This window comes from Kocuria sp. MNB10, from assembly GCF_054073685.1.
The window spans coordinates 2089635-2112436 of the sequence record NZ_CM133411.1 but is presented as its reverse complement, the minus strand read 5'-3'; the positions used below and the strand labels follow the sequence as shown (position 1 = coordinate 2112436).

Below are 22802 nucleotides of genomic sequence, written 5' to 3'. Positions count from 1 at the left end.
CGACCCACGAAGGATCCCGTCATGAACCTCACCTACACACTCCACGATTTCTGGCGCCAGGTCAGGGACGTCGCGAACATGTTCTTCATCGCCGTCCTGCCCGCCGCATTGTTCGTCATGTTCGGCGTCACCCAGGGCTGGTCCGGAGAATCCTCGGGCCACGGCAACGTCTCCGCGTACCTCATGGTGTCCATGGCCGCGTATGGAGCCGTCACCGCCACCACGTCCATCGCGGGCAGTGCGGCGGTCGAGAGGCTGCAGGGGTGGGGCCGCCAATTGGCCATGACCCCCATGGGCACGGGCGGGTACGCCGCGACCAAGGTCACGGTGGCGGTCTCCGTGGCCGTGATACCGGTGATCATCGTGTACCTGGCCGGCCTGCTCACCAATTCCATGCTGGACGACCTCTGGCGCTGGTTCGCGACCGCCGGGATCGTGGTGGCGAGCTCCTCGGTCTTCGCGCTCTACGGACTGGCCGCGGGGTTGTTGTTCCGCTCGGACGGGGCCGTGAGCGCGGCGTCCGGTCTGCTCGTGGTGCTCGCATTCCTGGGCAACGTGTTCATGCCGCTGTCCGGTGCATTGCTGGACTTCGCGCGCTTCACGCCCTTGTATGGGATCGTGGGACTTGCCCGCTATCCGATTACCGAAGGCTGGGTGGTCGCCGTGGACGGCACGGCCGAACAGGACAGCGTGTGGCTGCTACTGGCCAACGTGGGTGTCTGGGCCGCGATCTTCGGCGCCATCGCCCTGATCGCGGCCCGAAGAGCAACGGCCCGCCGATGACCACCAGGACTTCCGAGAACCCCGCGGTCCGGGGTACCGCGTGCGCGAGCGACCCCGCCCCGGGGACATCGACGTGGCCGGACGTCCTCTACGCGTCCGTGTGGTTGGTCTTCCTCTTCTTCCCGGCCTCCGGGGTGCTCTCCGCACCCGTCTCGAGCGGCACGAAGGCGCTGGGCCTGACCGGTCTGGGCCTGTTCGCCGCACTCTACGTGGTCTCGTGGTTGCTCGAGTACCCGTTCCCGCGCCGCAGCGAACGGGCCAACGCCCTGTTCTGGTGTCTCGTTCTCTTACTGCCGCTGGCTCTCGTGGTGCCGGCCGCGGGGCTGGCCGTCACGTACGTGGCGCCGTTCTTCGTGGCCGTGTGCATCTTCCGGTTCAGTATGCGGGCCTCACTGATCTCCGCGGCGGTGGTGGTGCTCGCGGCGAGCGTCCCGTGGCTGCTCGCCCGACTGCCGCACGAGTGGGGGTGGCCGCTGATCGGGACCCTGCCCGCGGTCTTCCTGCTGCTCATCTCCCGGTGGATGATGGAACGCTCCGGGGTCCAGGAGGAACTGAAGCGGGAGCTGGAGCTGGCTCGGCAGCGCGAGGCGGTGGGCCGCGACGTCCACGACATCCTGGGCCATTCCCTCACCGTGGTGTCCATGAAGGTCCAGCTAGCCCAGCGGCTGCTGACCACCGATCCGCAGCGCGCCGCCCAGGAACTCGACGACGTCCTGGTCCTGACCCGCGACTCCCTCACCGACGTGCGCTCCACCGTGGGCAAACTGCGCGAACCGGAGCTGAGCGTCCAACTCGTCCAGGCCCGCGCCGCTTTGCGCTCGGCAGGCATCACGCCGCACCTGCCCGACACCGTGCCCTCGATCGACGCAGCACGGCGTTCCGCGTTCGCCTGGATCCTGCGTGAGGCCGTGACCAACACGGTGCGTCATTCCGCGGCGTCCTCGTGCCGGGTCACGCTAACTCCCACCACGTTGACCATCACCGACGACGGCGTGGGCCTCGCACGAACAGACGACGACGCCGTGCCCGCCCCTCCTGCCCTCGCGGCCTCGCGCGCATTGGTCGACGACGTCGTCCTGTCCCCCGCGCGTGCCGGCACTGGCTCGGGTGGAGCGGCCGACGACGCCGGGTCGGGACGGACCGGGGACAGCACCGGGCCGGGACGCGTACGGAACGGGGCGGCAGCAGCGTCGTCGTCCGTGCTGCGCGGCAACGGACTACCCGGCAATGGCCTGCGGGGCATGCGGGAACGGGCCGAGGCCGCCGGATTGCGGTTGGCCGTGATTTCGCCCGTGGCCGGCGCGGACGGTGGATTGCGGATCGTGGTGGAGCCGGCATGAATCCGATCTGCGTGGTGATCGCCGACGACCAAGCGCTCGTCCGGGCCGGGCTCGCAGCTCTGCTGGACCTGGAACCGGACATCCGCGTGGTGGCCCAGGTGGGCGATGGCAGGGAGGCCGTGGCCGCGGTGACCTCGCAGCACGTAGACGTGGCGCTGCTCGACGTCGAGATGCCCGTGCTGGACGGGCTCGAGGCCACCCGGGAGATCACGGGTGGCGGCTCGGGAACGCGGTGCCTGATCGTGACCACGTTCGACCGGCCGGGGTACCTGCGCCGCGCCTTGGAGGCCGGGGCGAGCGGCTTCGTGGTCAAGGACACGCCCGCGGAGCAGCTCGCGGAGGCCATCCGGCGCGTTCATGCGGGGCTGCGCGCGATCGACCCCGCGCTCGCGGAGGAATCACTCGTGGCCGGTGCCAACCCGCTGACCCAGCGGGAGCAGGACGTGCTGCGCGAGGCCGCGAACGGCGCGTCCGCCAAGCGGATCGCCGCGGCCCTGCACCTCTCCCCCGGTACCGTGCGCAATCACCTGTCCTCCGCGATCGGCAAGACGGGTGTGCAGAACCGGTCGGAGGCCGCGGCCCTGGCCCTGCGCAACGGGTGGATCTGAGCCGCGGTCACCCGTGCGCTTGTGCGTGTCGGACGGTCTTGTCATCGTGAGCCCATGGACGGTTCCGTGATGTCTCAGGTGTGGTGGTTGTGGGCGTTGTTCGCGCTCGTGGTTGGCGGGGTGCTCGGGTACCTCGTGGCCTCGCGGAAGGCCAGGGTACTGGAAACCGAGCTGGACGAGGCCCAGGAACAAAAACTCACCGCGCTACAGGAAGCGGCCGCGGATCGTTCCGCCCGCGAACAACTCGAACAACGGGTGGATTCACTCGAGGCCCGCTCGGTGCAGGACCAGAACGTGATGCGCGCCCTGGCTCCGCTCAACGATCAACTCTCCACCGTGGGGCGGCACGTGAACCAGATGGAACGGGACCGCGCCCAGCAGTTCGGCGCGGTCGCCCAGGCGTTGGAAGCGGCCCGCACCACGGACCAGCAACTCCTACAGGCCACGGGCTCGCTCGAATCCTCGCTGCGTTCCACCACGGCGCGCGGTGCGTGGGGTGAGATGCAGTTGCGCCGCGTCGTGGAGGCCGCCGGCATGACCCGGCACGTGGATTTCGCCGAGCAGTCCGTGCGTACCACGGACAGCGGCGTGCAGCGACCGGACATGGTGGTCAACCTGCCCGGTGCGCAGACCGTGGTGGTAGATGCCAAGGCCCCCATGAACTCGTACTTGGACGCCCAGGCGGTCGCGTCGGACGGCGCGGCGGAGAGCGAGCAGCGCCGCGCCCAGTTGCTCGTGGCCCACGCCAAAGCACTGCGCTCCCACGTGAACACCCTGGGCACCAAGAGGTACTGGTCCGCGGAGGAGAACTCCCCCGAGCTCGTGATGTGTTTCGTGCCCATCGAGTCCGCGCTCGCCGCGGCCCTGGACGCGGATGCGTCCCTGTTGGAGTACGCCGCGCGCAACAACGTGGCGTTGGTGTCCCCCGTGTCCCTGTTGGCGGCCCTCAAGGCCGTGGCATTCAGCTGGCGTCAGGCCACCCTCACGGACAATGCGCGGGAGCTCTACCGGTTGTCGCGGGAGCTGTATGACCGCATGGGCGCGGTGGGCAAACACCTGGCCGACATGGGCGGGTCACTGCGGCGCTCCGTGGACGGGTACAACAAACTCGTGGGGTCGCTGGAATCACGGGTGCTGCCCTCTGCCCGGAAGATCGCCGAACTGGATCCCACGAGCACGGGAACCGATGCCCTGGACACCAAACCCGTGGACTCGGTCCCCCGTCCGGTTACGGCCACGGAGTTCGTGCGGGACTGAGGCGGGCGGGCGTTCCTTCCGGGCGCGAGCGCGGCAGTAAGCGGTCCGGCCGGAACGGTGGGTCACTCCGCAGCGATCGCGCCGGGAGCAGAGCCCGCAGGCCGGCCCTCCGCAATCGCGAGCGGCTCCGAACGGAGCGGTGGGGGATCAGCGGGTGGGCTTGGCCCCGCGGCCGCCCAGCCGTCGGGAGGTGTCCCCGTCCTGGGCCAGCTTGGCGCGCAGTTCCTTGGGCAGGGAGAACAGGATGTCCTCCTGGGCGGTCTCCACTTCTACCACGGACCCGTAGCCGTACTCCGCGAGCAGATCCAGGACCTGGCGCACGAGGACCTCGGGAACCGAAGCACCGGAGGTCACTCCGACGGTAGCGACACCCTCGAACCAGGACTCGTCCACCTGGTGGGCGAAGTCCACGCGTTCGGCGCGCCGGGCCCCGTACTCGAGGGCCACCTCCTTGAGCCGGACGGAGTTCGACGAGTTGGCCGAGCCCACCACGATCACCAGATCCGCTTGCGGGGCGATCTCCTTGATCGCCGCCTGGCGGTTTGAGGTTGCGTAACAGATGTCGTCGCTGGGGGGATCGATCATATTGGGGAACCGGGCACGCAGCCGGTTCACAGTCTCCATGGTCTCGTCCACGCTCAACGTGGTCTGGGACAGCCACACGAGTTTGTCCGGGTCCTGGACCTCGATGCTGTCCACGTCCTCCGGGGAGTTCACGATCTGGATGTGTTCGGGGGCCTCCCCGAACGTGCCTTCGACCTCCTCGTGGCCCACGTGGCCGATGAGCAGGATCTCGTAGTCGCTCTTGGCGAAGCGCACGGCTTCGCGGTGCACCTTGGTCACGAGCGGGCACGTGGCGTCGATCGTGTGGAGGTTGCGGTCGTGGGCGGACTGCACCACGGCGGGAGACACCCCGTGGGCGGAGAACACCAGCAGGGAGCCCTCAGGCACCTCGTCCGTCTCCTCCACGAAGATCGCACCGCGCTCCTCGAGGGTCTGGACCACGTGCTTGTTGTGCACGATCTCCTTGCGCACGTACACCGGGGCACCGTAGTGCTCGAGCGCCTTCTCCACGGCGATCACCGCGCGATCCACGCCCGCGCAGTATCCGCGCGGCGCCGCCAACAGGACCTTGCGCTCTCCGGTGACCGGAGCGGCGTCGGCAATTTCCTGGGGGGTGCGACGAACCCGGGGAACGGTGGGCATGGACAGGTCAACCACAGTGGACATGTCCTTAATGGTAAGTGACCATACGGGAGCGCACCACGGCGCCGATCACACCCACCAGGGCCACGCACGCGGCACCGATCATGCCCGTGACGCTGCGTCCCACGAAGGATTCTCGCAGCAGAGTGATGATCTGTTCCGTGACCAGGTGCGCCACGGGTTCCACACCGGACGCGTCCACCACGGAGCTCGCGGCCCACAGCACCATGGCGAGTAGGACACCTGTAAACAACACACCGGCCAGGCCCACCCCGGCGATCGCGAGCCACCGCCGCGGGCTGACCACCACGGCGAGCACCGCGAGCAGCGCCACGAGCCACGGCAGGGCGTATCGCCATTGCGCGAGCCACACGAGGGCGTCCAGCACGCGACCGGTCTCGGCACCGGGGACCGTCATGATCAGATCGTTGCGGGCGATCCCCGGGGAGATCCCGATGACGTCCTCGACCTGGTGATCCACGGCGGCGCCCAACGCGGTGGCGTCCACCACGAGGTGTTCGGGCGCGTCCGCGGAATCGGCGCTCAGGGGTACGTTCGCGTCGTGGGTGTCCTGCAGGACCTGGATCCACGTCCCCTGTTGCTCAGGGGCGGTGAGCCAGGACTGTGCGGCGGTGACCGCCGTTTCCCGGACCCGCTCGATGGCCTGGTCCACGGGTTCGATCCCGACCTCGACGTCGCTCAGGGCGTTGAACGTCGCGCGGTCCAGGACGGTGCGCACGAGTTCGTCCTGGAAGGTCGTTTCGGTGACCACGGCCGCCGCGGTGTCCTGGAACCCCGAGGGCGAGAGCAGATGGTCCTGGATCCAGGTCAGCCCCAGCCACGCGGCGAACCCCGCACCGGCCAGGATCGCGCACAGGGCGGCGCACAGGCTGCGCAGCAGCGCCGCGGGACGGGATGACGGAGATGAGCTCACGACTCCAATGTACGGACAACCGGCTGTGCGTGTCCCCGTCGGGTGATACTTATGTCCCATGAGTACGTGGCCCCCGAGCGAAGACACCGGCGCACCGGAACGCCCCGCCGAGACGCCCCGGTTGGCGCGGGACACCACACCGGAGAATCCGTGGCCGCTCAGCAAGCTGTCGTACGGGCTGCATGGGTGGGTCGAACGCGCACCTGCGGCCTGGGTCGAGGGTCAGGTGATCGAGGTCAACCACCGCGCCCGCGTCTCCTACGTGACGCTGCGCGACCTCCACGACGAGGTCTCGGTCAGCGTCACCATGTTCAAGGCGGAGATGTCCCGGTTGGAGCGCCCCCTCGAACGGGGCTCCCGGGTGATCGTCAACCTCAAGGCGGATCTGTACGTCAAGACCGGGCGGCTGTCCATGATCGGGCGGGACATCCGCCCCGTGGGTCTGGGGGACCTCCTGGAACGCCTCGAACGATTGCGGCGAGCGCTCGCGGAAGAGGGTCTGTTCGATCCCGCCCACAAGAAACCCCTCCCGGTGCTGCCCCACCGGGTCGGGTTGATCACCGGGCGCAATTCCGATGCCGAGAAGGACGTGGTGCGCAACGCCACCAACCGGTGGCCGGGTGTGCAATTCGAGATCCGCGAGGTTCCGGTCCAGGGAGCCGGTTCGGCGCGCGCCGTGGTCCAAGCCCTCGTGGAACTCGACGCCATGGATGCCGTGGACGTGATCGTGATCGCCCGCGGCGGGGGCGCGTTCGAGGACCTGTTGTCGTTCAGCGACGAATCCGTGCTGCGCGCGGTGTTCGCCGCCCACACGCCGGTCGTAAGCGCGATCGGTCACGAGAACGACCAACCGCTGCTGGATTACGTCGCGGACCTGCGCGCCTCCACCCCCACGGACGCGGGCAAACGCATCGTCCCGGACGTGCACGAGGAACGCCTTCGCATTGCCCAGGCGCGCGGGGCCCTGGACCGTGCCGTGGCCACCATGATCGAGCGCGAACACCAGGGGTTCGAGACCATGCGGTCCCGGCCCTCCCTGGCCCAGCCGGACTCCATGATCCTGGTCCGTGAGGAGGACCTGGATCGCTGGCGTTCGCGCGCGTGGTCCGCGGTGAACGCCCAGACCGTGCGAGCGCAGGACACGGTGGCCCAGATGCGCGCCCGCGTGCGTGCTCTGTCCCCGCAGCAGACATTGGAGCGCGGTTACGCGGTCGTGCAGACCTCGGACGGTTCGGTCCTCACCGATGCACGCGACGTCTCCGAGGGGCAGGACCTCACCGTGCGCCTGGCCGCCGGGGAACTCGGGGTGAATGTCACCTCCCGCACCAACCGCCAGCCCGGGGACCACTGAACCCCGCCCTTCGATCTCCTCGACCCCACCGGAAGGACACACCGTGGCACAGCAGAACAGCAGCGAACAGCACAGCACCGGACAGGACGATTCCCGCCTCGGCGGCTCGGCCGGAACCCGCCCCGATCTCTCGGACGTGGACGGTCTGAGCTACGAGCAGGCCCGCGAGCAGCTCGTGGAGACCGTGGCCCGGCTCGAAGCGGGCGGCACCACGCTGGAGGAGTCCCTCCACCTGTGGGAACGGGGCGAGGCACTCGCCACCCGCTGCGAGCAGTGGCTCGACGGCGCCCGCGAACGCCTCGACGCCGCCCGCGCCCGGCGCGAGGAGAACCGGGGGCAGGCGGCGTCGGAGGACTGACGCGCCGTCGTCGGGTGGACGCAGTGGAGTCCGGTCACCGGTAAACTCCCGGAGCGGCCCGGCCACGTCACCCCGTGGTGGGACGTTGCCCGGACCGTGGTCGGGGTCAGGAACCGGCTACTGGTGGTACCCGGAGAGGAACTCGCCGAGTCGATCCAGTGCGGTGTCCAGCATGTCCACCGCGGGCAGCGTGACCAGGCGGAAGTGGTCCGGCTTGCCCCAGTTGAACGCGGTGCCATGGCTGAGCAGGATCTTCTGTTCCTTGAGCAGGTCCAGGGCGAACCGCTCGTCGTCCACGATCCCGAACTTCTCCACGTCCAGCCTGGGGAAGAGGTAGAGCGCGCCGTGGGCCTGCTCGCACGTGATGCCGTCGATCTCGTTGAGCTTGCGGTGGGCGATGTCCCGCTGGGCCTTGAGCCGCCCGCCGGGGAGGATGAGGTCGTTGATCGACTGGTATCCACCCAGCGCCGTCTGGATCGCGTGCTGTGCGGGCACGTTCGCGCACATGCGCATGTTGGCGAGCAGCTTGATGCCCTCCAGGTAGGACTCCGCCCGCCAGTTCGGCCCGGTGATCGCGAGCCACCCGGAGCGGTAGCCGGCCACCCGGTACGCCTTGGACAGGCCCGAGAACGTCAGGCACAGCACGTCCTCGCCCGTGAGGCTCGCGGTGTTGATCATCTCGGCGTCGTCGTAGGTGATCTTCTCGTAGATCTCGTCCGAGAACAGGATGAGCTCGTGTTCCTTGGCCAGGTCCACGATCTTCTGCAGGGTCTCGCGTGAGTAGACCGCACCCGTGGGGTTGTTGGGGTTGATGATCACGATGCCCTTGGTGCGCGAGGTGATCTTGGATTCCATGTCCTCGAGGTCCGGGTTCCACCCGTTCTCCTCGTCGCACGTGTAATGCACGGGCGTGCCGCCGGACAGCGCCACCGACGCCGTCCACAGGGGGTAGTCCGGTGAAGGGATGAGGATCTCGTCGCCCGGATTGCACAGTGCCTGCAGGGTCATGGTGATCAGCTCGGAGACACCGTTGCCCAGGTAGACGTCGTCTGTGTCCAGGTTCATGATCCCACGCGTCTGGTAGTACTGCACCACCGCGGTGCGCGCGGAGTAGATGCCCCGGGAGTCCGAGTAGCCCTGCGCGTTCGGCAGGTTCTTGATCATGTCCACCAGGATGGCGTCCGGTGCCTCGAAGCCGAAGGGTGCGGGGTTGCCGATGTTCAGGCGCAGGATGCGCTGACCCGCGGCCTCCATCTTCTCCGCCTGCTCGAGCACGGGCCCGCGGATGTCATAGAGGACGTTCTTCAGTTTGTCGGACTGTTTCACCTTTGCCATGGGGTCACCATACTCGGCGCCCCCGTCCCGATTCGGTCGGCACGCGGCGGTGCTCCGCGGCTCAAAGGGCCCACGACGTCGCGCGCTGCCTCCCGTCGCACGTCAGCACTTCTCGGATCACGTCAGCGCGGCTGCTCGCGTAGGAACGTCGCCGTCTGTTCGGGGCTCATCGCGGGATCGGACCCGCCCGCGAGCCGGGTGATGGTCGTCAGGTCCTCCGACGTGAGATCTGCCGAGACCGCGTTCGCCGAGGCCACCGCCCGGTCGTCCATGCCCTCGGAGCTGAGCACCACCGCGCGCTCCGGGCGGAACAGTCGGTTCGGGTCGTCCAGTTCCACGAGCCCGTCGTCGATCGCGGGTTCGGAGGAACGCAGCACCGCGGCCTGCACCTCGTGGCTCAGCAGAGCATTCACGAGCTCACCGGTGGTAGCGAACTCCGGCACGGCCTTGGGAGCGCAGTCGTAATAGGCCTTCAGCCCGCGCTCTCCCTGGGCGCTGTCCGCGTAGCCCCGGGCCATCCCCACGGCCATCTCGGGGCAGTGCCCCCCGATCGTGTTCAGGCCCCCCAGGTTGTACTGCGCGTTCGTCGCGGCCGTGACCACCACGCGGTCCGTACGTTGCGCGGACGACGAATCGAGCACGGTCAGCCCGCGCGGCAGTGCCCCGGGCAGGGCGCGGTACACGTCGTCGTCGGACGGCCCGGTCTCCCCCGTGATGCCGAGCAACTGCCCGAGCGAGTCCAGCAGCCCGCGCGGGGTGTCCGTGTCCGGGGCGGGGGAACGCGTGGACGAGGGGTTCGCACTCGGTTGCGGCGAGGCCGGCCGCTCGTTCTGCCGCGCGTACACGTACAAATCACCGGTGAAGTCGGGGACCATGGTCGCGCGGCCGGCCTGCAGTGCGTCCACGATCTGTTCGCGCGTGGTCCCCACGTCCACCACGCTCGCGGTGATCCCGTCCGCGGCCAGCCGCTGTTGGTACAGGTGCGCCAGCACGCGGGTCTGCAGGTCCACACCGGTCGCGATCTTCACGGTGGACTCCCCCGTGGCGTTCGACGACGCCGCCTGGCTCGCCGTCTCCGTGTCCGGCCCGCCGGTCCCGCCGCCCGCGCCGCACGCGTTCAGCAGGAGGGCGCCGCTCGCGATCGCGGCGACGGCGCGCAGCCGCACCCCGTGACTCACCGGTCCCGGCCGGGCTCGGTGGCCACGTCCTGCTCGGGGATGTCCTCGGGCGGGGTGTCCGGGTCCGTGACGGCGCTCGTGAGCCCGGCGAGTCGCAGGCCCTGGTCCACGAGGTCCAGGCGCTTGAGGGAGTCGATGCGTGCGATCGGGAACCACGCGGCGTCGTCGGAGGAACCGTTCTGCTCGACCGCCAGCTCACCGCCCGTGATGTGGGCGGTGTACAGGACGCGGCACGCGTGATTGCCACGGGGCTGACCGTCCAGGCGCTGCTCGGGGGTCATCCAGTAGCTGTGCACGCCCACCAGGCCATCCGATTCCACGTGGAAACCGGTCTCCTCGAAGACCTCCCGGATCATGGTCTGCTCCGGCTGCTCCCCCGGTTCCATGCCGCCGCCGGGAAGGGTCCACGCGCCGTCGAACCCCGGGTGACGGGGGTTCCAGTGCGTCAACAGCACGTGCTCGTCGCGGGTGATCAGGGCATAGGCGCCCACACGGGAATCGAACGGCTTGCTCATGAGCGCCAGTCTACTGACGCGTTCCGGGTGACCCCTGACAGCGGACCGGTTTCCCCGGGGCGGTGCGGGCGCGGCAGGGTGCGGTCGGTGCGGCGCGCTGGCGGGGCCCATAATGTCCGGGTGAGCATCGTGGAGAACGCCATTTACCGTAACGGGCGCAGGGTCGAGTCGCCCCGGTCCCTCGAGGAGACGTACGGCCTGCTGCAGCGGATGCTGGAGCATCCCGGGGAGCCCTCAGCGTCCGAGAGCGCGGACACGGTCGTGGCGTGGATCGGTCTGTACCGGCCCGATCCGGACGAGACCCGCTCGCTCGCCGAGCACTTCCACCTGCACGAGCTCGCCGTCGAGGACACCGTCCAGGCGCACCAGCGCCCCAAGATGGAACGCTACGGCGAGACGCTGTTCACCGTGATCCGCCCGGCGGTCTACCAGGACGCGACCGAGACCGTGGAGATCGGTGAGATCCACATCTTCACCGGACCCCATTTCGTGATCACCATCCGTCACTCCGAGTCCAGCGGCGTGGGGCGGGTGCGTAAGCGGGTCGAGGAGGACCGGGAGCTGTTGTGCTTCGGTCCGGACGGCGTGCTGTACGCGTTGCTGGACCAGATCGTGGACGACTACTTCCCCGTGCTCGACGGTCTCCAGAACGACATCGACGAGATCGAGGACGCGTTGTTCGCCGGGCAGCCGAACGTCTCGCAACGGATCTACGAGCTCGCCCGGGAGATCAACGACTTCCACCGCGGGGTGGCCCCGCTCAGCAACGTGATGCAGCGTTACTTCACGGGCTTCACCAAGTACGGTACGCACGAGGAACTGCAGCACCGGTTGCGTGACGTGCTGGATCACGTGATCCAGGTCAGCGGGAAGCTCGAATCCATGCGGGCCTCGCTCACCGACGCCATGAGCGTGGATTCCACCCTCACCACGGCGCGGCAGAACGAGGCCGCCATGCAGCAGAACGAACAGATGAAGAAGATCTCCTCGTGGGCGGCGATCCTCTTCGCGCCGTCCATCGTGGGCTCGATCTACGGCATGAACTTCACCCACATGCCCGAGCTCGACTGGCGCCTGGGTTACCCCATGTCCCTGGGCCTCATGCTGCTCGTGGCCGTGGTGCTCTACGCGGTATTCAAGGTCAAGAACTGGTTGTGAGGCGCGCAACGCGTCGGTTCGCTGGGGCGCGGACGGGCCGCACGGTGGGACGGTCCGGGGGCGACGTCGGCGGGTGACGTCCGCGGGCGACGTCGTCCGGCGGCCCTCTCGGAGGCCGCTCCCGCTCCGCGTTGAGCGGGCACGCATCCCGGGCCATTACCCTGGCGGGGATGGACAACTGGGAATTCTGGCTCGACAAACCGTTCCGCCTGGTGCTCGTGTTGCTGGGCGCCGTGGTGGTCTCCGCGCTCGTGCGCCTGCTGATCCGCAAGATCACCCGGGGGATTGCACGCGGCACCCAATCGCGGATCATCAAGCGCTTCGACCACGGCCAGGCCCGCTGGGTGCAGGACGCGGGGCTGGCATCCGAACGCCAGAGCCTGCGGGCCAGGACCATCGGGGCGGTGCTCTCGTCCGTGTCCACCGTGGCGGTGTGGGCGATCGCGATCCTCATGATCATCTCGGAACTCGGGTACAACATCGGGCCGGTGCTCGCCTCCGCGGGCATCGCGGGCGTGGCGCTGTCCTTCGGTGCGCAGTCCCTGGTCAAGGACTACCTCTCCGGGATCTTCATGGTCGCGGAGGACCAATTGGGCATCGGTGACTCCGTGGATCTCGGTGAGGCCGTGGGCACCGTGGAGAACGTGGGGTTGCGCGTGACCCAGGTCCGGGACGTGAAGGGCACCCTGTGGCACGTGCGCAATGGCGAGATCCTGCGCGTAGGCAATCAGTCCCAGGGCTGGGCCCGCTGTGTCCTGGACATCCCCGTGCCCTACGACACCAACATCGACCTGATCGCGGACATGATCGAACACGAAGCCCGGCTCGTGCGTGACGATCCGGACGTGGGTCCCAGCATCGTCGCGGACCCCGAGGTGTGGGGTGTGGAGAACATCTCGGGTGAGAGCATCACGATCCGGTTGGCCGTCAAGACCGCTCCCCTCGAGCAGTGGGACGTGGCCCGCGTGATGCGGGTGCGGATCAAAAAAATGCTCGACCGGGACGGGCTGCGCATCCCGCTGACCAACCAGGTCACGGTGCGCACGGGGGCCGAGCCCGAGACACAGGGAGAAGCACCCACCACGTCCTTCCCCGTGCCGCGTGTGCCTACGACCGGCAAGCTGCGCACCACCCCGGTGCGCCCCGAACCCGTGGACGTGGACAGCCACACCCCGGACGGCCGCACCCCCAGCCGCGACGAGTCCGGCGAGGGAACCACGTCCGCGGAACGCCGCGGGGACGGCTGAGCGCGGGCCGTCAGCTCCGCTTCCGGCGGACTCCCCCACCCCGGGAGGGCCGCCCGCGTCCCGGCTTCGTTGCGCTACGCTTCCCCGCCGATGACGCCGCTCGCCTGTCCCTGTCATGGGCCCCATCCTTGGTGCGGCCGCCGTCTCGCGGCGCTTCCCTGCCACTGGACTCCTTACGGCCACGCACGATCCCCACGAACCGCTGCACCGTGTCCTCGCCCTCGTCATCCAGGCCGCGAGGCCACACGAGGACCACGGGAACGGTGGGGGCGTCCGTGAGTTCTCTCAAGGTCACGTCCTTGCGGGCGTGCAGGCGCGCCACGGACATCGGCAGCACCACGGGACCCACGCCGGCGGCGGCGAGTTCGACGGCCATGGCGGCGTCGTCGATATCGCCGTGCGCTTGCGGGGTGGACTCCTCGGTGAGCTGCGCCAGGGTGAGGGAGTCGAGGACGGTCAGGAGGTCGTCGGTGCTCAGCACCGCCACCTGCAGCTCGTCGTACAGGTGCACCGCGTTGTGGGTGACCCGCAGGTCCTCGAGCGAGGGATCCCCCGGCGCCCAGCCGAGCCGGACGAAGCACGCGGTGACGGCGGCGTCGCCGAGCGCGGAGCGCCATTCCGCGGCCGGGACCAGGACGTCCCGCAGCTCGGGGCGCATCCTGCGCTCGCGCCACCGGCCGAACCACTTGCCGGGCATGACACCGGGGACGTACCCCACGGTGAACGCGCCCGGCTCCGCGGGCTCAGAGGGGGGTGTCGGGGTGTCCGCTACGGTCATGCTCCCACCCTAAGTGCACCCGTGCGTGCGCCATGTCCGGGCCTGTCCGAGCTGGGCGTGCAGGCCCATCCGAGTGATACGTGCGGCTTCGTGGCGCACGGATGTGCGAAAACCGGCGCGGAGGGCTAGAGTGTTCCCTGTTGTTCGGGGCTTTAGCTCAGTTGGTAGAGCGTTTCGTTCGCAATGAAAAGGTCAGGGGTTCGATTCCCCTAAGCTCCACATTTTTCTCAGATCCCGTGTCCGGAAGGGCACGGGATCTTTGCTGTCCGCGCGCCGCGCTCCCAATCGATGGAGTCGGGAGCGCGGCCGCCGGACCGTCGCGAACATCTGTGCCCCGTGAAGACATGCGATTCGCCAAGGACATGTTTTTTCGGGACACACGTGCATCGCCACCCATTGCCCCCGGCAGAAGGGCCCCATGCCCCAGCACCGGAGCTACACGACGAGCGTCGCCAGCGTGTACCCGCACTACGTGACCAAGGCGGGGAAGAAGAGCCGCACCAAGGACGAGGTGGACCAGATCATCTGCTGGCTCACCGGATACTCCCCCGAGCAGCTGCGGAGCCAGCTCGACAACGACGTCGATTTCCAGACCTTCTTCACCGACACCCCTGCCATGGACAGCAACCGTTCCCTCATCACGGGTGTGGTCTGCGGCGTGCGCGGCGAGGAGGTCGAGGAACCCCTCCTGCGGGAGATCCGCTACCTGGACGAGCTCGTCGACGAGCTCGCCAAGGGCAAGGCCATGGAGAAGATCCTCCGAGGCTGACCCGCCGCGCGCGGATACTGTGAGCCCATGAAGATCCTCGTGACCGGCTTCGAGCCCTTCGGTGGAGAGACGGAGAACGCGAGCGGCGTCGCCGTCGACATGCTCCGCGAGTTCGCGCCGAGCGACGGCGTATGCATCGCCACGGCGATCCTCCCCGTCAGGTGGTCCGGCGCGGGTCCCGCGCTGCTGCGGGCCGTCGAGGAACACCGGCCCGACGCGGTCGTGGCCGTGGGTGAAGCGGGCGGCCGAACGGCCGTCACCCCTGAGCGGTGGGCCAGGAACCTGGGGCACGGGCGCATCCCGGACAACGACGGCGGGGTCCGCGACGCCGCTCCCCTCGCCGAGGGTCCCGAGCGCCTCGAGTCCCGCATTGACCCTACCGCGCTCGCCCATGCCGTCCGGGACGCGGGCATCCCGGCCGAGGTCTCCGACGACGCAGGCGCTTTCCTGTGCAACGCCGTCTTCTGGACCGCGCTGCACCGCACGGATCTGCCCGCCGCGTTCATCCACGTACCCGCGGTCAGGTCGAGAGGATCAGCGGGGATCGGCGCCGAGACCGACCCGGATCACACCCCCGCGGATTCGGCGCTGAGTTTCGATGACCTCGCACACGCGCTGGCGGCCGCTGTCCACGCCGTCGCCCTTGAGTCAGGATCGCAGTCGGCCTGAACAGCCCCGGTAGGCCGGATCCACGCCACGGCCCCGAAAGGAGCTCAGCATGGTGTCCACATCACGTCCCGCAGCCACCGCGTTCCTTGTGTCCGGCCTTTTCCTTCTGACCTCGTGCAACGGCGACCGGACGTCCGAGCCGACCCGAGCGAAACGGCCGCGGCGGCGTCGTCGTTGGGTGAGCCCCGGACCGTGACCGAAAACTTGGACGCGCCGTGGCCCATTGCCTTCCACGGGGGCACTCCCCTGGTCAGCGAGCGCGACTCAGCCAGGATTCTGGAGCTCGACGACGCCGGGCAGGCTCGCGGGGTGGGCGTCGTTCGCGGCGGCCAGGGCGACACATCGTCCCACGCTTTCCCGCATGCGGTGTGCAGCGATATCATCGCTCTATGACGATTGAAGTGAGTGAGCTCCCCACGTTGGATGCACGAGCCACCGCGGCGTACGCGCACCTGTTCCAGGCGCTGAGTGAACCGACCCGGTTGGCCGTGGTTCAACACCTGGCCTCGGGGGAACACCGGGTCCGGGACCTCGTGGAGCACATGGGCCTGGCCCAGTCCACGGTGAGCAAGCACCTGAGCTTCCTCGTGGAGTGCCACCTGATCCAGGCACGGCCGGAGGGGCGCGCCACGTGGTACTCGCTCACCCGCCCTCATGAACTCGCGGCCCTGATCGCAGCCGCGGAACGCATCCTGCACGCCACCGGCACCGACGCGGTGCTGTGCGCTCACCTGCGCCACCCCCCGCAGGGACCCGCCACCGGGACCGCTGCAGTGCGGGGCGGGGCGGCGGCGTCGTCGGGACGGGAGGCCGAGTAATGGGCGCCGGACACGTACACGGGCACACCCACGCGGGGGCCACGGGACACCCGGGGCGACTGCGGGTGGCCTTCGGGTTGACCGCGGGGATGGTCGTGGCTCAGGCGGCGGGGGCGGTAATCACGGGGAGCTTGGCCCTGCTGACCGACACCGTTCACGCCTTGACGGATGCGATCGGGCTGCTCGTAGCGCTCGTCGCGGCGCACCTGATGACGCGCCCGGCCAGTTCCAAGCACACGTGGGGCTTCCGGCGCGTGGAGGTGATCGCGGCCCTCGGCCAGGCCACCCTCCTGCTGGGCGTGGGGATCTTCGCCGCTGTGGAAGGTGTCCGGCGGCTCGTGGAACCGCGCGAGGTACCGCCCACGGAGCTATTGGTCTTCGGTGCCGTGGGGTTGGCGTGCAACGTAGTGGCCGTCCTGGTGCTGTCCTCGAGTCGGGAGAGCAACTTCAACATGCGTGCCGCGTTCCTGGAGGTCGTCAACGACGCCCTGGGCTCGCTGGGCGTGATCGTCGCCGCCGTGGTGATCGCGACCACCGGGTTCCAGCGCGCGGACACCGTGGCGGCACTGTTCATCGCCGCGCTCATCCTCCCCCGCGCCGTGCGGATCATGCGCGAGACCGCAGCGGTGCTCATGGAGTTCACGCCGCACGGCCTGGATCTGGACCTGTTCCGCGAGCACATCATGGCCCTGCACCACGTGGTGGACGTGCACGACGTTCACGCCTCCACGGTCGCCACGGGCCTTCCCACCATCAGCGCGCACGTGGTCGTGGAGGACGAGTGCTTCCGGGATGGGCATGCGGCAGACTTGCTCCGGGACGTGAAGACGTGTGTCGCGGAACACTTCGACGTGTCGGTACACCACTCCACGTTCCAGATCGAAACGGCAGACATTCGCGATTCGGAATCCCACGAGGTTTTGCACGCCTGACTCCGCCGCAACGCCCACACCCCGGGAGGACACCATGAGGGAACCCACCAGCACGCTGTTCACGGACGTCGTCGTCTTCGACGGCACGGACTTCCACTCCGGGACCAGGGACGTCCTGGTGCGCGAGGGACGCATCGAGCGGGTGGCATCGCACGGTGAGATCCAGGCCTCGCAGGACACGCGCACGGTGAACGGTTCGGGACACACGCTCACCCCGGGGTTCATCGACTGTCACGTACACCTGACCGTGAGCAACGCGGGGTCCCTCGCGGCTTTCGCGGAACCGTTCTCCACGCAGTTCTACCGCTCGGTGGACAACATGCGCCGCACGCTCGACGCCGGTGTGACCACCGTGCGCGATGCCGGCGGTGCGGACGCCGGCCTCAAGCATTCCCTGGCCACCGGGCTGGTCCGCGGACCACGCGTGAAACTCTCGGTGAGCATCATGTCCCAGACCGGGGGCCACGGGGACAGCTGGTTGCTCTCGGGTGCGTGCTCACCCATGCTCGCGCCGCACACCGGCCGCCCCGACGGCGTGGCCGACGGTCCCGACGGCGTGCGGCGCAAGGCCCGCGAGATCCTGCGGGCCGGTGCAGACCAGATCAAGATCTGCTCCACGGGCGGTGTGTTGTCCCCCGACGACGATCCGCAGCACTCGCAGTTCGGCCCGGACGAGATCGAGGTCATCGTGACCGAGGCCCGCGCACAGGGTGCCTACGTGATGTCCCACGCGCAGGGTGCCCCCGGGATCAAGAACGCCCTGCGCGCCGGAGCACGATCCGTGGAACACGGGATCTTCCTGGACGACGAGGCCATCGAGCTGCTCCTGGAGAACGACGCTTTCCTGGTCCCCACGCTGCAGGCCCCGCTCGCGGTGATCACGGCCCACGAGGCGGGCGTGCCCATGCCCCCGGGCGTGGTCGAGAAGGCCCGCCGCGTGGCGCAAGCCCACAGCGCGTCCGTGGCCAAGGCCCACGACGCTGGCGTGAAGATCGCCATGGGCACGGATGCGGGCGTGGGCGCCCACGGCGAGAACCTCGAGGAGATCGAGCTCATGGCGGCCAACGGGATGTCCACGGTGCACGCGTTGCGTGCCGCGACATCCACGGCCGCGCAGCTCATCGAGGAACCGTGCCTGGGCAACCTCGAGCGTGGCGCCACGGCGGATCTGGTCCTACTCCAGGGTGATCTCCACCGCGAGGGCGTCACGCAACTGCGCGGCCGGGTCCGCGGGGTGTGGCAGGCCGGGGAACGGGTGCGCTGAGCGGGGCGCACCGCCCCGGCCCCCGGCCGGAACATCAGGCGCGCGCCAGACGCTCCCACGCGAGTTCGGCGAGGGCCGCGGCCTGGGCGCCGCTCCGCCGGGTCCCTCCTCGCCGGGCTGGAACATGAACACGACGTGGCCCGACAGGTCGTCCCGGCGAGCGCTCAGCAGTGTGGCCGCGCCCACGAGACCAGCGGTGTGCAGGTCGGGCCGCAGTGATGTCGCGTCGTCCAGGAACGTCACGCGGCCTCCTCGGTCCGGGCGGGCGGTCTCAGTCCCCGTCCGCCGGCATCCCCGTGAGTTCTGGTCCCGGCGCGAGCCGGACAGGGCCACGGGCTGTGGTGATGTCCACTGTCTCACCTTTTTGCTGCACCGTGATCTCCCCCACGTCCGCCAGTTCCCGGGCCACCGCCCGCACCCCGGGCATGTCGTCCCGCCATTCGTCCCCGCCCAGGGTCCGGGCGACGTCGGACGGGCAGATCGTCGTGCCCGCTCGGTGCCGCAGCAGCGCACGGATCGTGGCCGCACGCCGTTCCCGCAGCCCGGACTCCGAGGGGGTCTCCCACCACGGGTCACCTCGCTCCCCCAGCGCGACCTTCGCGTCCTGGACCCGCTCGCGCGCGTGTTCGTCCTTGGACTTCACGGCTCGCCGGGCGCTCATGAGTTCGCGGACGAGTTCTTCCCGGAACTTCTCAGGGATGCATGGGTCCGTGGCGCGCCATGTGCGCCCGTTGACCACGATGTGGTGCCCGTCCACAGTGCGTTCGGGGCCCGACGACGCCGCGGTCGCCGCGTCTTTCTTTTCCGGGCTCATCGGCGCAGCCCCCCCGTCCAGTCCCAGGCGGGAGATGAGTTGTTCGTGGCGCGCCAGACCGGCCGTGACCACGGAAGGGTTCTGGGCGTACCAGCGCAGGTGTTCGGCCGCGATGTCTTGTTCCGGGATGTGTTCCCCGTGGATGATCCAGTCGTCGTGCGGACCCCCGATCAAGTCGTCGGGATCGTGACCGAGGGCTTCGAGCGTGCTCGCGTAGATCGGTGCGCGGATCCCGCCCAGCAGCACCCGCCCGGGATCGGGGACGGTCGCGCTGAGGCCGGCCTCCGCCAGGATCGCCGCAGCGACCTCCGTGAGCACCCCGTTACCCGGGTGATTGATCACGTGCACGGCATTGGGGCCGGCGGCATCCAGGATCGAGGCGGCATCGAGGGCATGGTGCGCGTCTTGCCGCACTCGCAGCTGTCGCAGCGACTCTTCCCGTGCCGCCCACACTGCCTCCGGGGTCGGGCGGGTCAGCTCCACCGTGGACTCACCCCGGGCCGCGGCGGTCAGCACCCGCAGGTCGTGGTACGGGGCCACGGGAGGGTCCCCCACGCCCGGGGCCCGCACGATCGCAAGCGTGGGCATGAGCGCGGTCCAGCGCATCACCGGGATGCGCACGATCCGGGCGTCGTCGGCCAAGCGCGGGAGGACGTCGTTGTTGCCCAGGGGCAGGCCGCGGTATCCGGCCGCCACGGGCTGGGTCACGAACAGCGAGAGCCGCGGCAGCAGGGTATGCAAGTGGGGCAGGTCCTGCTCGGTCAACTCGTGCACGGGCGGCAAGCGCACCCCGTGCCACTCACCGGCCAGGGCGCCGTGGAGCAGGACGCGCAGGGACTCGGCCTGACAGTTGCCGTACACCGCGAACAGCGGGACGTCGGGGAGCTCGTTGAGCCCGTAGAAGTCCCCGTAGTGCACCCGGCGGCCCGCGATGTGTGCGTCGTTCGTCGGTTCAGTGGTCATGTCCCACCCTGTCCTCGAGTCGTCGTGCGGTGTCCGCGGCGTGGACCGGGACCTGCGGATCGTCCGGGTCCACGTCCACCGGATTCGATTCTGCCCGGTTCACGGCACGCACGGAACGCACCGTGAGCAACCCCGGCACATGAGTTTCCCCGCGCTCGCACCACCGACGCAGGGGCACGTCCAGAGTGAGGGGCGCGTGGACATCGGCGAGGACCACGGCCCGGTCGAGCACGTTCTGCGGTGGTGCACCGATCCGGATCCGGGGGTCCTCGGCGAGCGCGTCCGGGACCTCCGCGCGGTCCACGAACCACACCCCAGCATCCGTGTCGCGCAGGACGTGGGCGGCGGTGAGGTAGGCCTCGGCGGTGTCGTCGTGCCCGTGCACTTGCACGACCGCCCACGGTTGGCCGAACGCGACACCCGACCCGCGCGTGCTGCGCAGTGGGATCCGCCGGGCGAGGGCGAGAGTTTCGGCGTCCTTGACCGCGCGCGTGGCACTGCGGCCGGCGAGGTCGGGACCGTCGTGCCACGCCCCGGCCCCCGGTACGTGGGTGAAGCGCGCCCCTGCTTGCCAGCAGCGGTACGCCAGGTCCCAGTCCTCGCCGCCGTAGCCCACGAGGGTCTCGTCGAAGCCACCGCAGCGCTCGAAGAGTGCGCGGTCCATCGCAAGCAGCGCGCTGATCACGAGCCGGAAGTCCTCGGTCCCCGCGTCCGCCAGATCCGCCGTGCGGGCGTAGCCGTCCGCGAGCCACACGGGATCCTGCAGCCGACGTGCGCCGGGGACGTCCTCGCCCGCGACCCAGCGCAGCACGGCGGGCACGTTGAGGCCGTCGAGCGCCGCGTGATGGCGAGCGCCCACCGCGAGCGCGCCGTGGCCGTCATCCGCACGGGTGAGCCCGGTGAGCATCGCGGAGACGAACCCCGGCTCGGGGATCATGTCCCCGTCCAGGAACACGAGCACATCACCCCGCGCAGTGCGCGCCCCGAGATTGCGCGCCGCCCCCGCGCGGAAGCCCCGGTCCTCCTGGCGCACCACGGTGCATGTGAACGGGACGGGCGGGATCGCGGGGGCCTCTGCGGAGCCGTCGTCGGCGACCACAACCTCCAACTCTTCTACCGGGTGGTCCTGCTGCGCCAATGCGGCGAGCAGGCGATCCAGGCCGCGCTGGTTCTCGAAGTACGGGACGATGACGCTCATCGACGGCGCGCTCACAGCGCACCTCGCCGAGGTGTGAGTCGATCCCCCGTGATCCGCTCCCATTGCATTGCGGCGGCAGCAGCCGTGCCGGGGACCTGAGTCACATCCCACGCGGCGGGATCGATCCACGTGGCGGCGGGATCCTCGAGTGCGCGAGCAAGCGCCGTCGGGAGGTCATCGGTGAGCGTAAGCGCCCATGGGGCCCGCGCCGCGAGTTCCTCGAAGAACGGGTGGGGCGTCACGAGGGGTTTGCGTCCGCTCGCGATCCACCGGCCTACCGATCCGGAGGCCGAGACGTGGGACGGTGCGACCACCGGGACCGTAACCTCTTGCGCGGCGCGGGTCAGGGCGGCGTCGGGCAGGAATCCCGTGGCGCTGAACGAGTGCCCGAGCGCGCGGGCCGCGGCGTCCAGGGCCGGGACGAGGTCGTCGTGACCGTCCGAGGGGCGGCCCAGTGCCACGACGTCAACCGGGGTACGCACACCTTCGAGGGCCGCGACCACACGGTCGTGGCCCTTGCCCGGATACAGGAAGCCGAGCATCGCCACGCTCGGAGTGCCGTTCGCCGGATGACGTCGCGCGGCCGCCCACTCCCCCGGCTCCGGCGGATCGATGGGCAGCGGGTCCACGAAAACGGCGGTGACATCGGCTGCGACGAACCGCTCGAGCTGGCGACGTTCCGACGCGCTGCTCACGATCACGGTGCGCGCGAGGTCCGCGACGCGCGCATAGGCGGCACGTCGCGCCTCGAAGGCGTGGCCGTCCGACGGCTGGGGAATGTCGTGCAGGGTCACCGAGACGGGCCGGACCCGAGTCAACCGGGCGATCGTGTCCGCGGCGGCCGTGGCGGAATCGCCGAACACGCGGTCGGTGAAGTGCAGGTGCACGGGGGCGTCGTCGCGGAACAGGTCGGGCAGGAGTTCGTCGACCGTGCCGGACACCGATCGGGCTTCCGGGGTGTGCCGCGCGAGTGCCTCGGCATGCATGCGGACACCGTGCTGGGCCGGGCCCACACAGGCGAGGAGGGGAACTGTCACCGCCCCACTGTATCGACCCGGCCATCCATCCGGCCCCCAACATCTGTGTCCCGGAACAACACGTGGATTCGAGAATCCGTGCATTTTCGGGCCCCAGGTGTTGTGCAGTCCGGCTGCCGCGGCGGCCAGGAGCGGGCGGGTGGGTGGGTACCGGGTGCGTCCGAGAGGGCCCGGGTGGGCATCGCATGCGTCTTAAAGGACCCGGGTTGGCTGCCGGTCACACCCCGCACGTCGTGGCGGAACTCACTTCACCCGTGCACTCGTTGCACTTGTGCAACTTTGCACTCGTG

The 22802-nt window shown here is 69.4% G+C and carries 22 protein-coding genes, 1 tRNA gene and 1 pseudogene; 14 read left to right on the top strand and 10 right to left on the bottom strand.

The window, feature by feature from the left end; genetic code table 11:
* Positions 1–21: 21 nt before the first annotated feature.
* The 4 genes from ACW9PK_RS09565 to ACW9PK_RS09550 are packed head-to-tail and all read left to right on the top strand — an operon-like array spanning position 22 to position 3988.
* The gene (locus tag ACW9PK_RS09565; RefSeq protein ID WP_064847293.1) at positions 22–783 is read left to right on the top strand and encodes an ABC transporter permease; all 762 of its coding nucleotides are present in this window, start codon (positions 22–24) and stop codon (positions 781–783) included.
* On the top strand, positions 780–2123 hold the full coding sequence (locus ACW9PK_RS09560) for a sensor histidine kinase (protein WP_457015676.1): 1344 nt from the start codon (positions 780–782) through the stop codon (positions 2121–2123). The genes ACW9PK_RS09565 and ACW9PK_RS09560 overlap by 4 nt, the downstream gene beginning before the upstream one ends.
* On the top strand, positions 2120–2731 hold the full coding sequence (locus tag ACW9PK_RS09555; protein ID WP_035965940.1) for a response regulator transcription factor: 612 nt from the start codon (positions 2120–2122) through the stop codon (positions 2729–2731). Before ACW9PK_RS09560 ends, ACW9PK_RS09555 begins: the two co-directional genes overlap by 4 nt.
* A 54-nt stretch (positions 2732–2785) precedes the next feature.
* A complete protein-coding gene (locus tag ACW9PK_RS09550; RefSeq protein ID WP_457015675.1) occupies positions 2786–3988 on the top strand; it encodes a DNA recombination protein RmuC in 1203 nt (400 codons plus the stop codon).
* 147 nt (positions 3989–4135) lie between these two features.
* Here ACW9PK_RS09550 and ACW9PK_RS09545 read toward each other — a convergent pair whose 3' ends face one another.
* Positions 4136–5218, bottom strand: coding sequence for a 4-hydroxy-3-methylbut-2-enyl diphosphate reductase (locus ACW9PK_RS09545; protein WP_457015674.1), 1083 nt, complete (start codon positions 5216–5218; stop codon positions 4136–4138).
* Between the two features lie 4 nt (positions 5219–5222).
* Complete coding sequence (locus ACW9PK_RS09540; RefSeq protein ID WP_457015672.1) at positions 5223–6128, bottom strand: hypothetical protein; 906 nt, start codon at positions 6126–6128, stop codon at positions 5223–5225.
* A 58-nt stretch (positions 6129–6186) separates the two neighbouring features.
* Here ACW9PK_RS09540 and xseA point away from each other — a divergent pair, with 58 nt between their 5' ends.
* A complete protein-coding gene (xseA, locus tag ACW9PK_RS09535; protein ID WP_457015671.1) occupies positions 6187–7479 on the top strand; it encodes an exodeoxyribonuclease VII large subunit in 1293 nt (430 codons plus the stop codon).
* A 136-nt stretch (positions 7480–7615) separates the two neighbouring features.
* Complete coding sequence (locus ACW9PK_RS09530; protein WP_457017197.1) at positions 7616–7837, top strand: exodeoxyribonuclease VII small subunit; 222 nt, start codon at positions 7616–7618, stop codon at positions 7835–7837.
* A 117-nt stretch (positions 7838–7954) separates the two neighbouring features.
* Here the strand turns inward: ACW9PK_RS09530 and ACW9PK_RS09525 are convergent, their stop codons facing one another.
* The 3 genes from ACW9PK_RS09525 to ACW9PK_RS09515 all read right to left on the bottom strand — a co-directional run bounded on the left by ACW9PK_RS09525 (position 7955) and on the right by ACW9PK_RS09515 (position 10865).
* Complete coding sequence (locus tag ACW9PK_RS09525) at positions 7955–9172, bottom strand: pyridoxal phosphate-dependent aminotransferase (RefSeq protein ID WP_457015669.1); 1218 nt, start codon at positions 9170–9172, stop codon at positions 7955–7957.
* Positions 9173–9294: 122 nt separating this feature from the next.
* Positions 9295–10350, bottom strand: a complete 1056-nt coding sequence (locus ACW9PK_RS09520; RefSeq protein ID WP_457015667.1) for a glycine betaine ABC transporter substrate-binding protein — start codon at positions 10348–10350, stop codon at positions 9295–9297.
* Positions 10347–10865: an NUDIX hydrolase gene (locus ACW9PK_RS09515; RefSeq protein WP_457015666.1), complete on the bottom strand. Its 519-nt coding sequence runs from the start codon at positions 10863–10865 to the stop codon at positions 10347–10349. Before ACW9PK_RS09515 ends, ACW9PK_RS09520 begins: the two co-directional genes overlap by 4 nt.
* Positions 10866–10985: 120 nt before the next feature.
* Here ACW9PK_RS09515 and corA point away from each other — a divergent pair, with 120 nt between their 5' ends.
* The gene (gene corA / locus ACW9PK_RS09510) at positions 10986–12023 is read left to right on the top strand and encodes a magnesium/cobalt transporter CorA (RefSeq protein WP_457015664.1); all 1038 of its coding nucleotides are present in this window, start codon (positions 10986–10988) and stop codon (positions 12021–12023) included.
* 170 nt (positions 12024–12193) lie between these two features.
* On the top strand, positions 12194–13270 hold the full coding sequence (locus ACW9PK_RS09505) for a mechanosensitive ion channel family protein (protein ID WP_193518857.1): 1077 nt from the start codon (positions 12194–12196) through the stop codon (positions 13268–13270).
* 10 nt (positions 13271–13280) lie between these two features.
* Here the strand turns inward: ACW9PK_RS09505 and ACW9PK_RS09500 are convergent, their stop codons facing one another.
* Positions 13281–14048: a LysR substrate-binding domain-containing protein gene (locus tag ACW9PK_RS09500; protein ID WP_457015663.1), complete on the bottom strand. Its 768-nt coding sequence runs from the start codon at positions 14046–14048 to the stop codon at positions 13281–13283.
* A gap of 146 nt (positions 14049–14194) precedes the next feature.
* On the opposite strand from ACW9PK_RS09500, the gene ACW9PK_RS09495 reads away from it, so the two are divergent.
* The 6 genes from ACW9PK_RS09495 (at position 14195) to ACW9PK_RS09470 (ending at position 18500) form a co-directional block, all read left to right on the top strand.
* Positions 14195–14267: transfer RNA gene (locus ACW9PK_RS09495), tRNA-Ala, on the top strand.
* A gap of 199 nt (positions 14268–14466) precedes the next feature.
* Complete coding sequence (locus tag ACW9PK_RS09490; RefSeq protein WP_457015661.1) at positions 14467–14817, top strand: DUF2200 domain-containing protein; 351 nt, start codon at positions 14467–14469, stop codon at positions 14815–14817.
* A 27-nt stretch (positions 14818–14844) separates the two neighbouring features.
* Complete coding sequence (locus tag ACW9PK_RS09485) at positions 14845–15486, top strand: pyroglutamyl-peptidase I family protein (protein WP_457015660.1); 642 nt, start codon at positions 14845–14847, stop codon at positions 15484–15486.
* Positions 15487–15875: 389 nt separating this feature from the next.
* Positions 15876–16304: an ArsR/SmtB family transcription factor gene (locus ACW9PK_RS09480; RefSeq protein WP_457015659.1), complete on the top strand. Its 429-nt coding sequence runs from the start codon at positions 15876–15878 to the stop codon at positions 16302–16304.
* Positions 16304–17236, top strand: coding sequence for a cation diffusion facilitator family transporter (locus tag ACW9PK_RS09475; RefSeq protein ID WP_457015657.1), 933 nt, complete (start codon positions 16304–16306; stop codon positions 17234–17236). Before ACW9PK_RS09480 ends, ACW9PK_RS09475 begins: the two co-directional genes overlap by 1 nt.
* 34 nt (positions 17237–17270) lie before the next feature.
* The gene (locus ACW9PK_RS09470) at positions 17271–18500 is read left to right on the top strand and encodes an amidohydrolase family protein (protein ID WP_457015656.1); all 1230 of its coding nucleotides are present in this window, start codon (positions 17271–17273) and stop codon (positions 18498–18500) included.
* An 84-nt stretch (positions 18501–18584) separates the two neighbouring features.
* Here the strand turns inward: ACW9PK_RS09470 and ACW9PK_RS09465 are convergent.
* The 4 genes and pseudogenes from ACW9PK_RS09465 to ACW9PK_RS09450 all read right to left on the bottom strand — a co-directional run.
* Positions 18585–18707, bottom strand: a pseudogene (locus ACW9PK_RS09465) (M20/M25/M40 family metallo-hydrolase); the annotation flags it as partial.
* Between the two features lie 64 nt (positions 18708–18771).
* Positions 18772–20277 carry a WcbI family polysaccharide biosynthesis putative acetyltransferase gene (locus ACW9PK_RS09460; protein WP_457015655.1) on the bottom strand — a complete coding sequence of 502 codons (1506 nt, stop codon included), beginning with the start codon at positions 20275–20277 and terminating at the stop codon, positions 18772–18774.
* A complete protein-coding gene (locus tag ACW9PK_RS09455) occupies positions 20267–21490 on the bottom strand; it encodes a glycosyltransferase family 2 protein (protein ID WP_457015654.1) in 1224 nt (407 codons plus the stop codon). The genes ACW9PK_RS09460 and ACW9PK_RS09455 overlap by 11 nt, the downstream gene beginning before the upstream one ends.
* The gene (locus ACW9PK_RS09450; RefSeq protein WP_457015652.1) at positions 21487–22512 is read right to left on the bottom strand and encodes a hypothetical protein; all 1026 of its coding nucleotides are present in this window, start codon (positions 22510–22512) and stop codon (positions 21487–21489) included. Before ACW9PK_RS09450 ends, ACW9PK_RS09455 begins: the two co-directional genes overlap by 4 nt.
* Positions 22513–22802 lie beyond the last annotated feature (290 nt).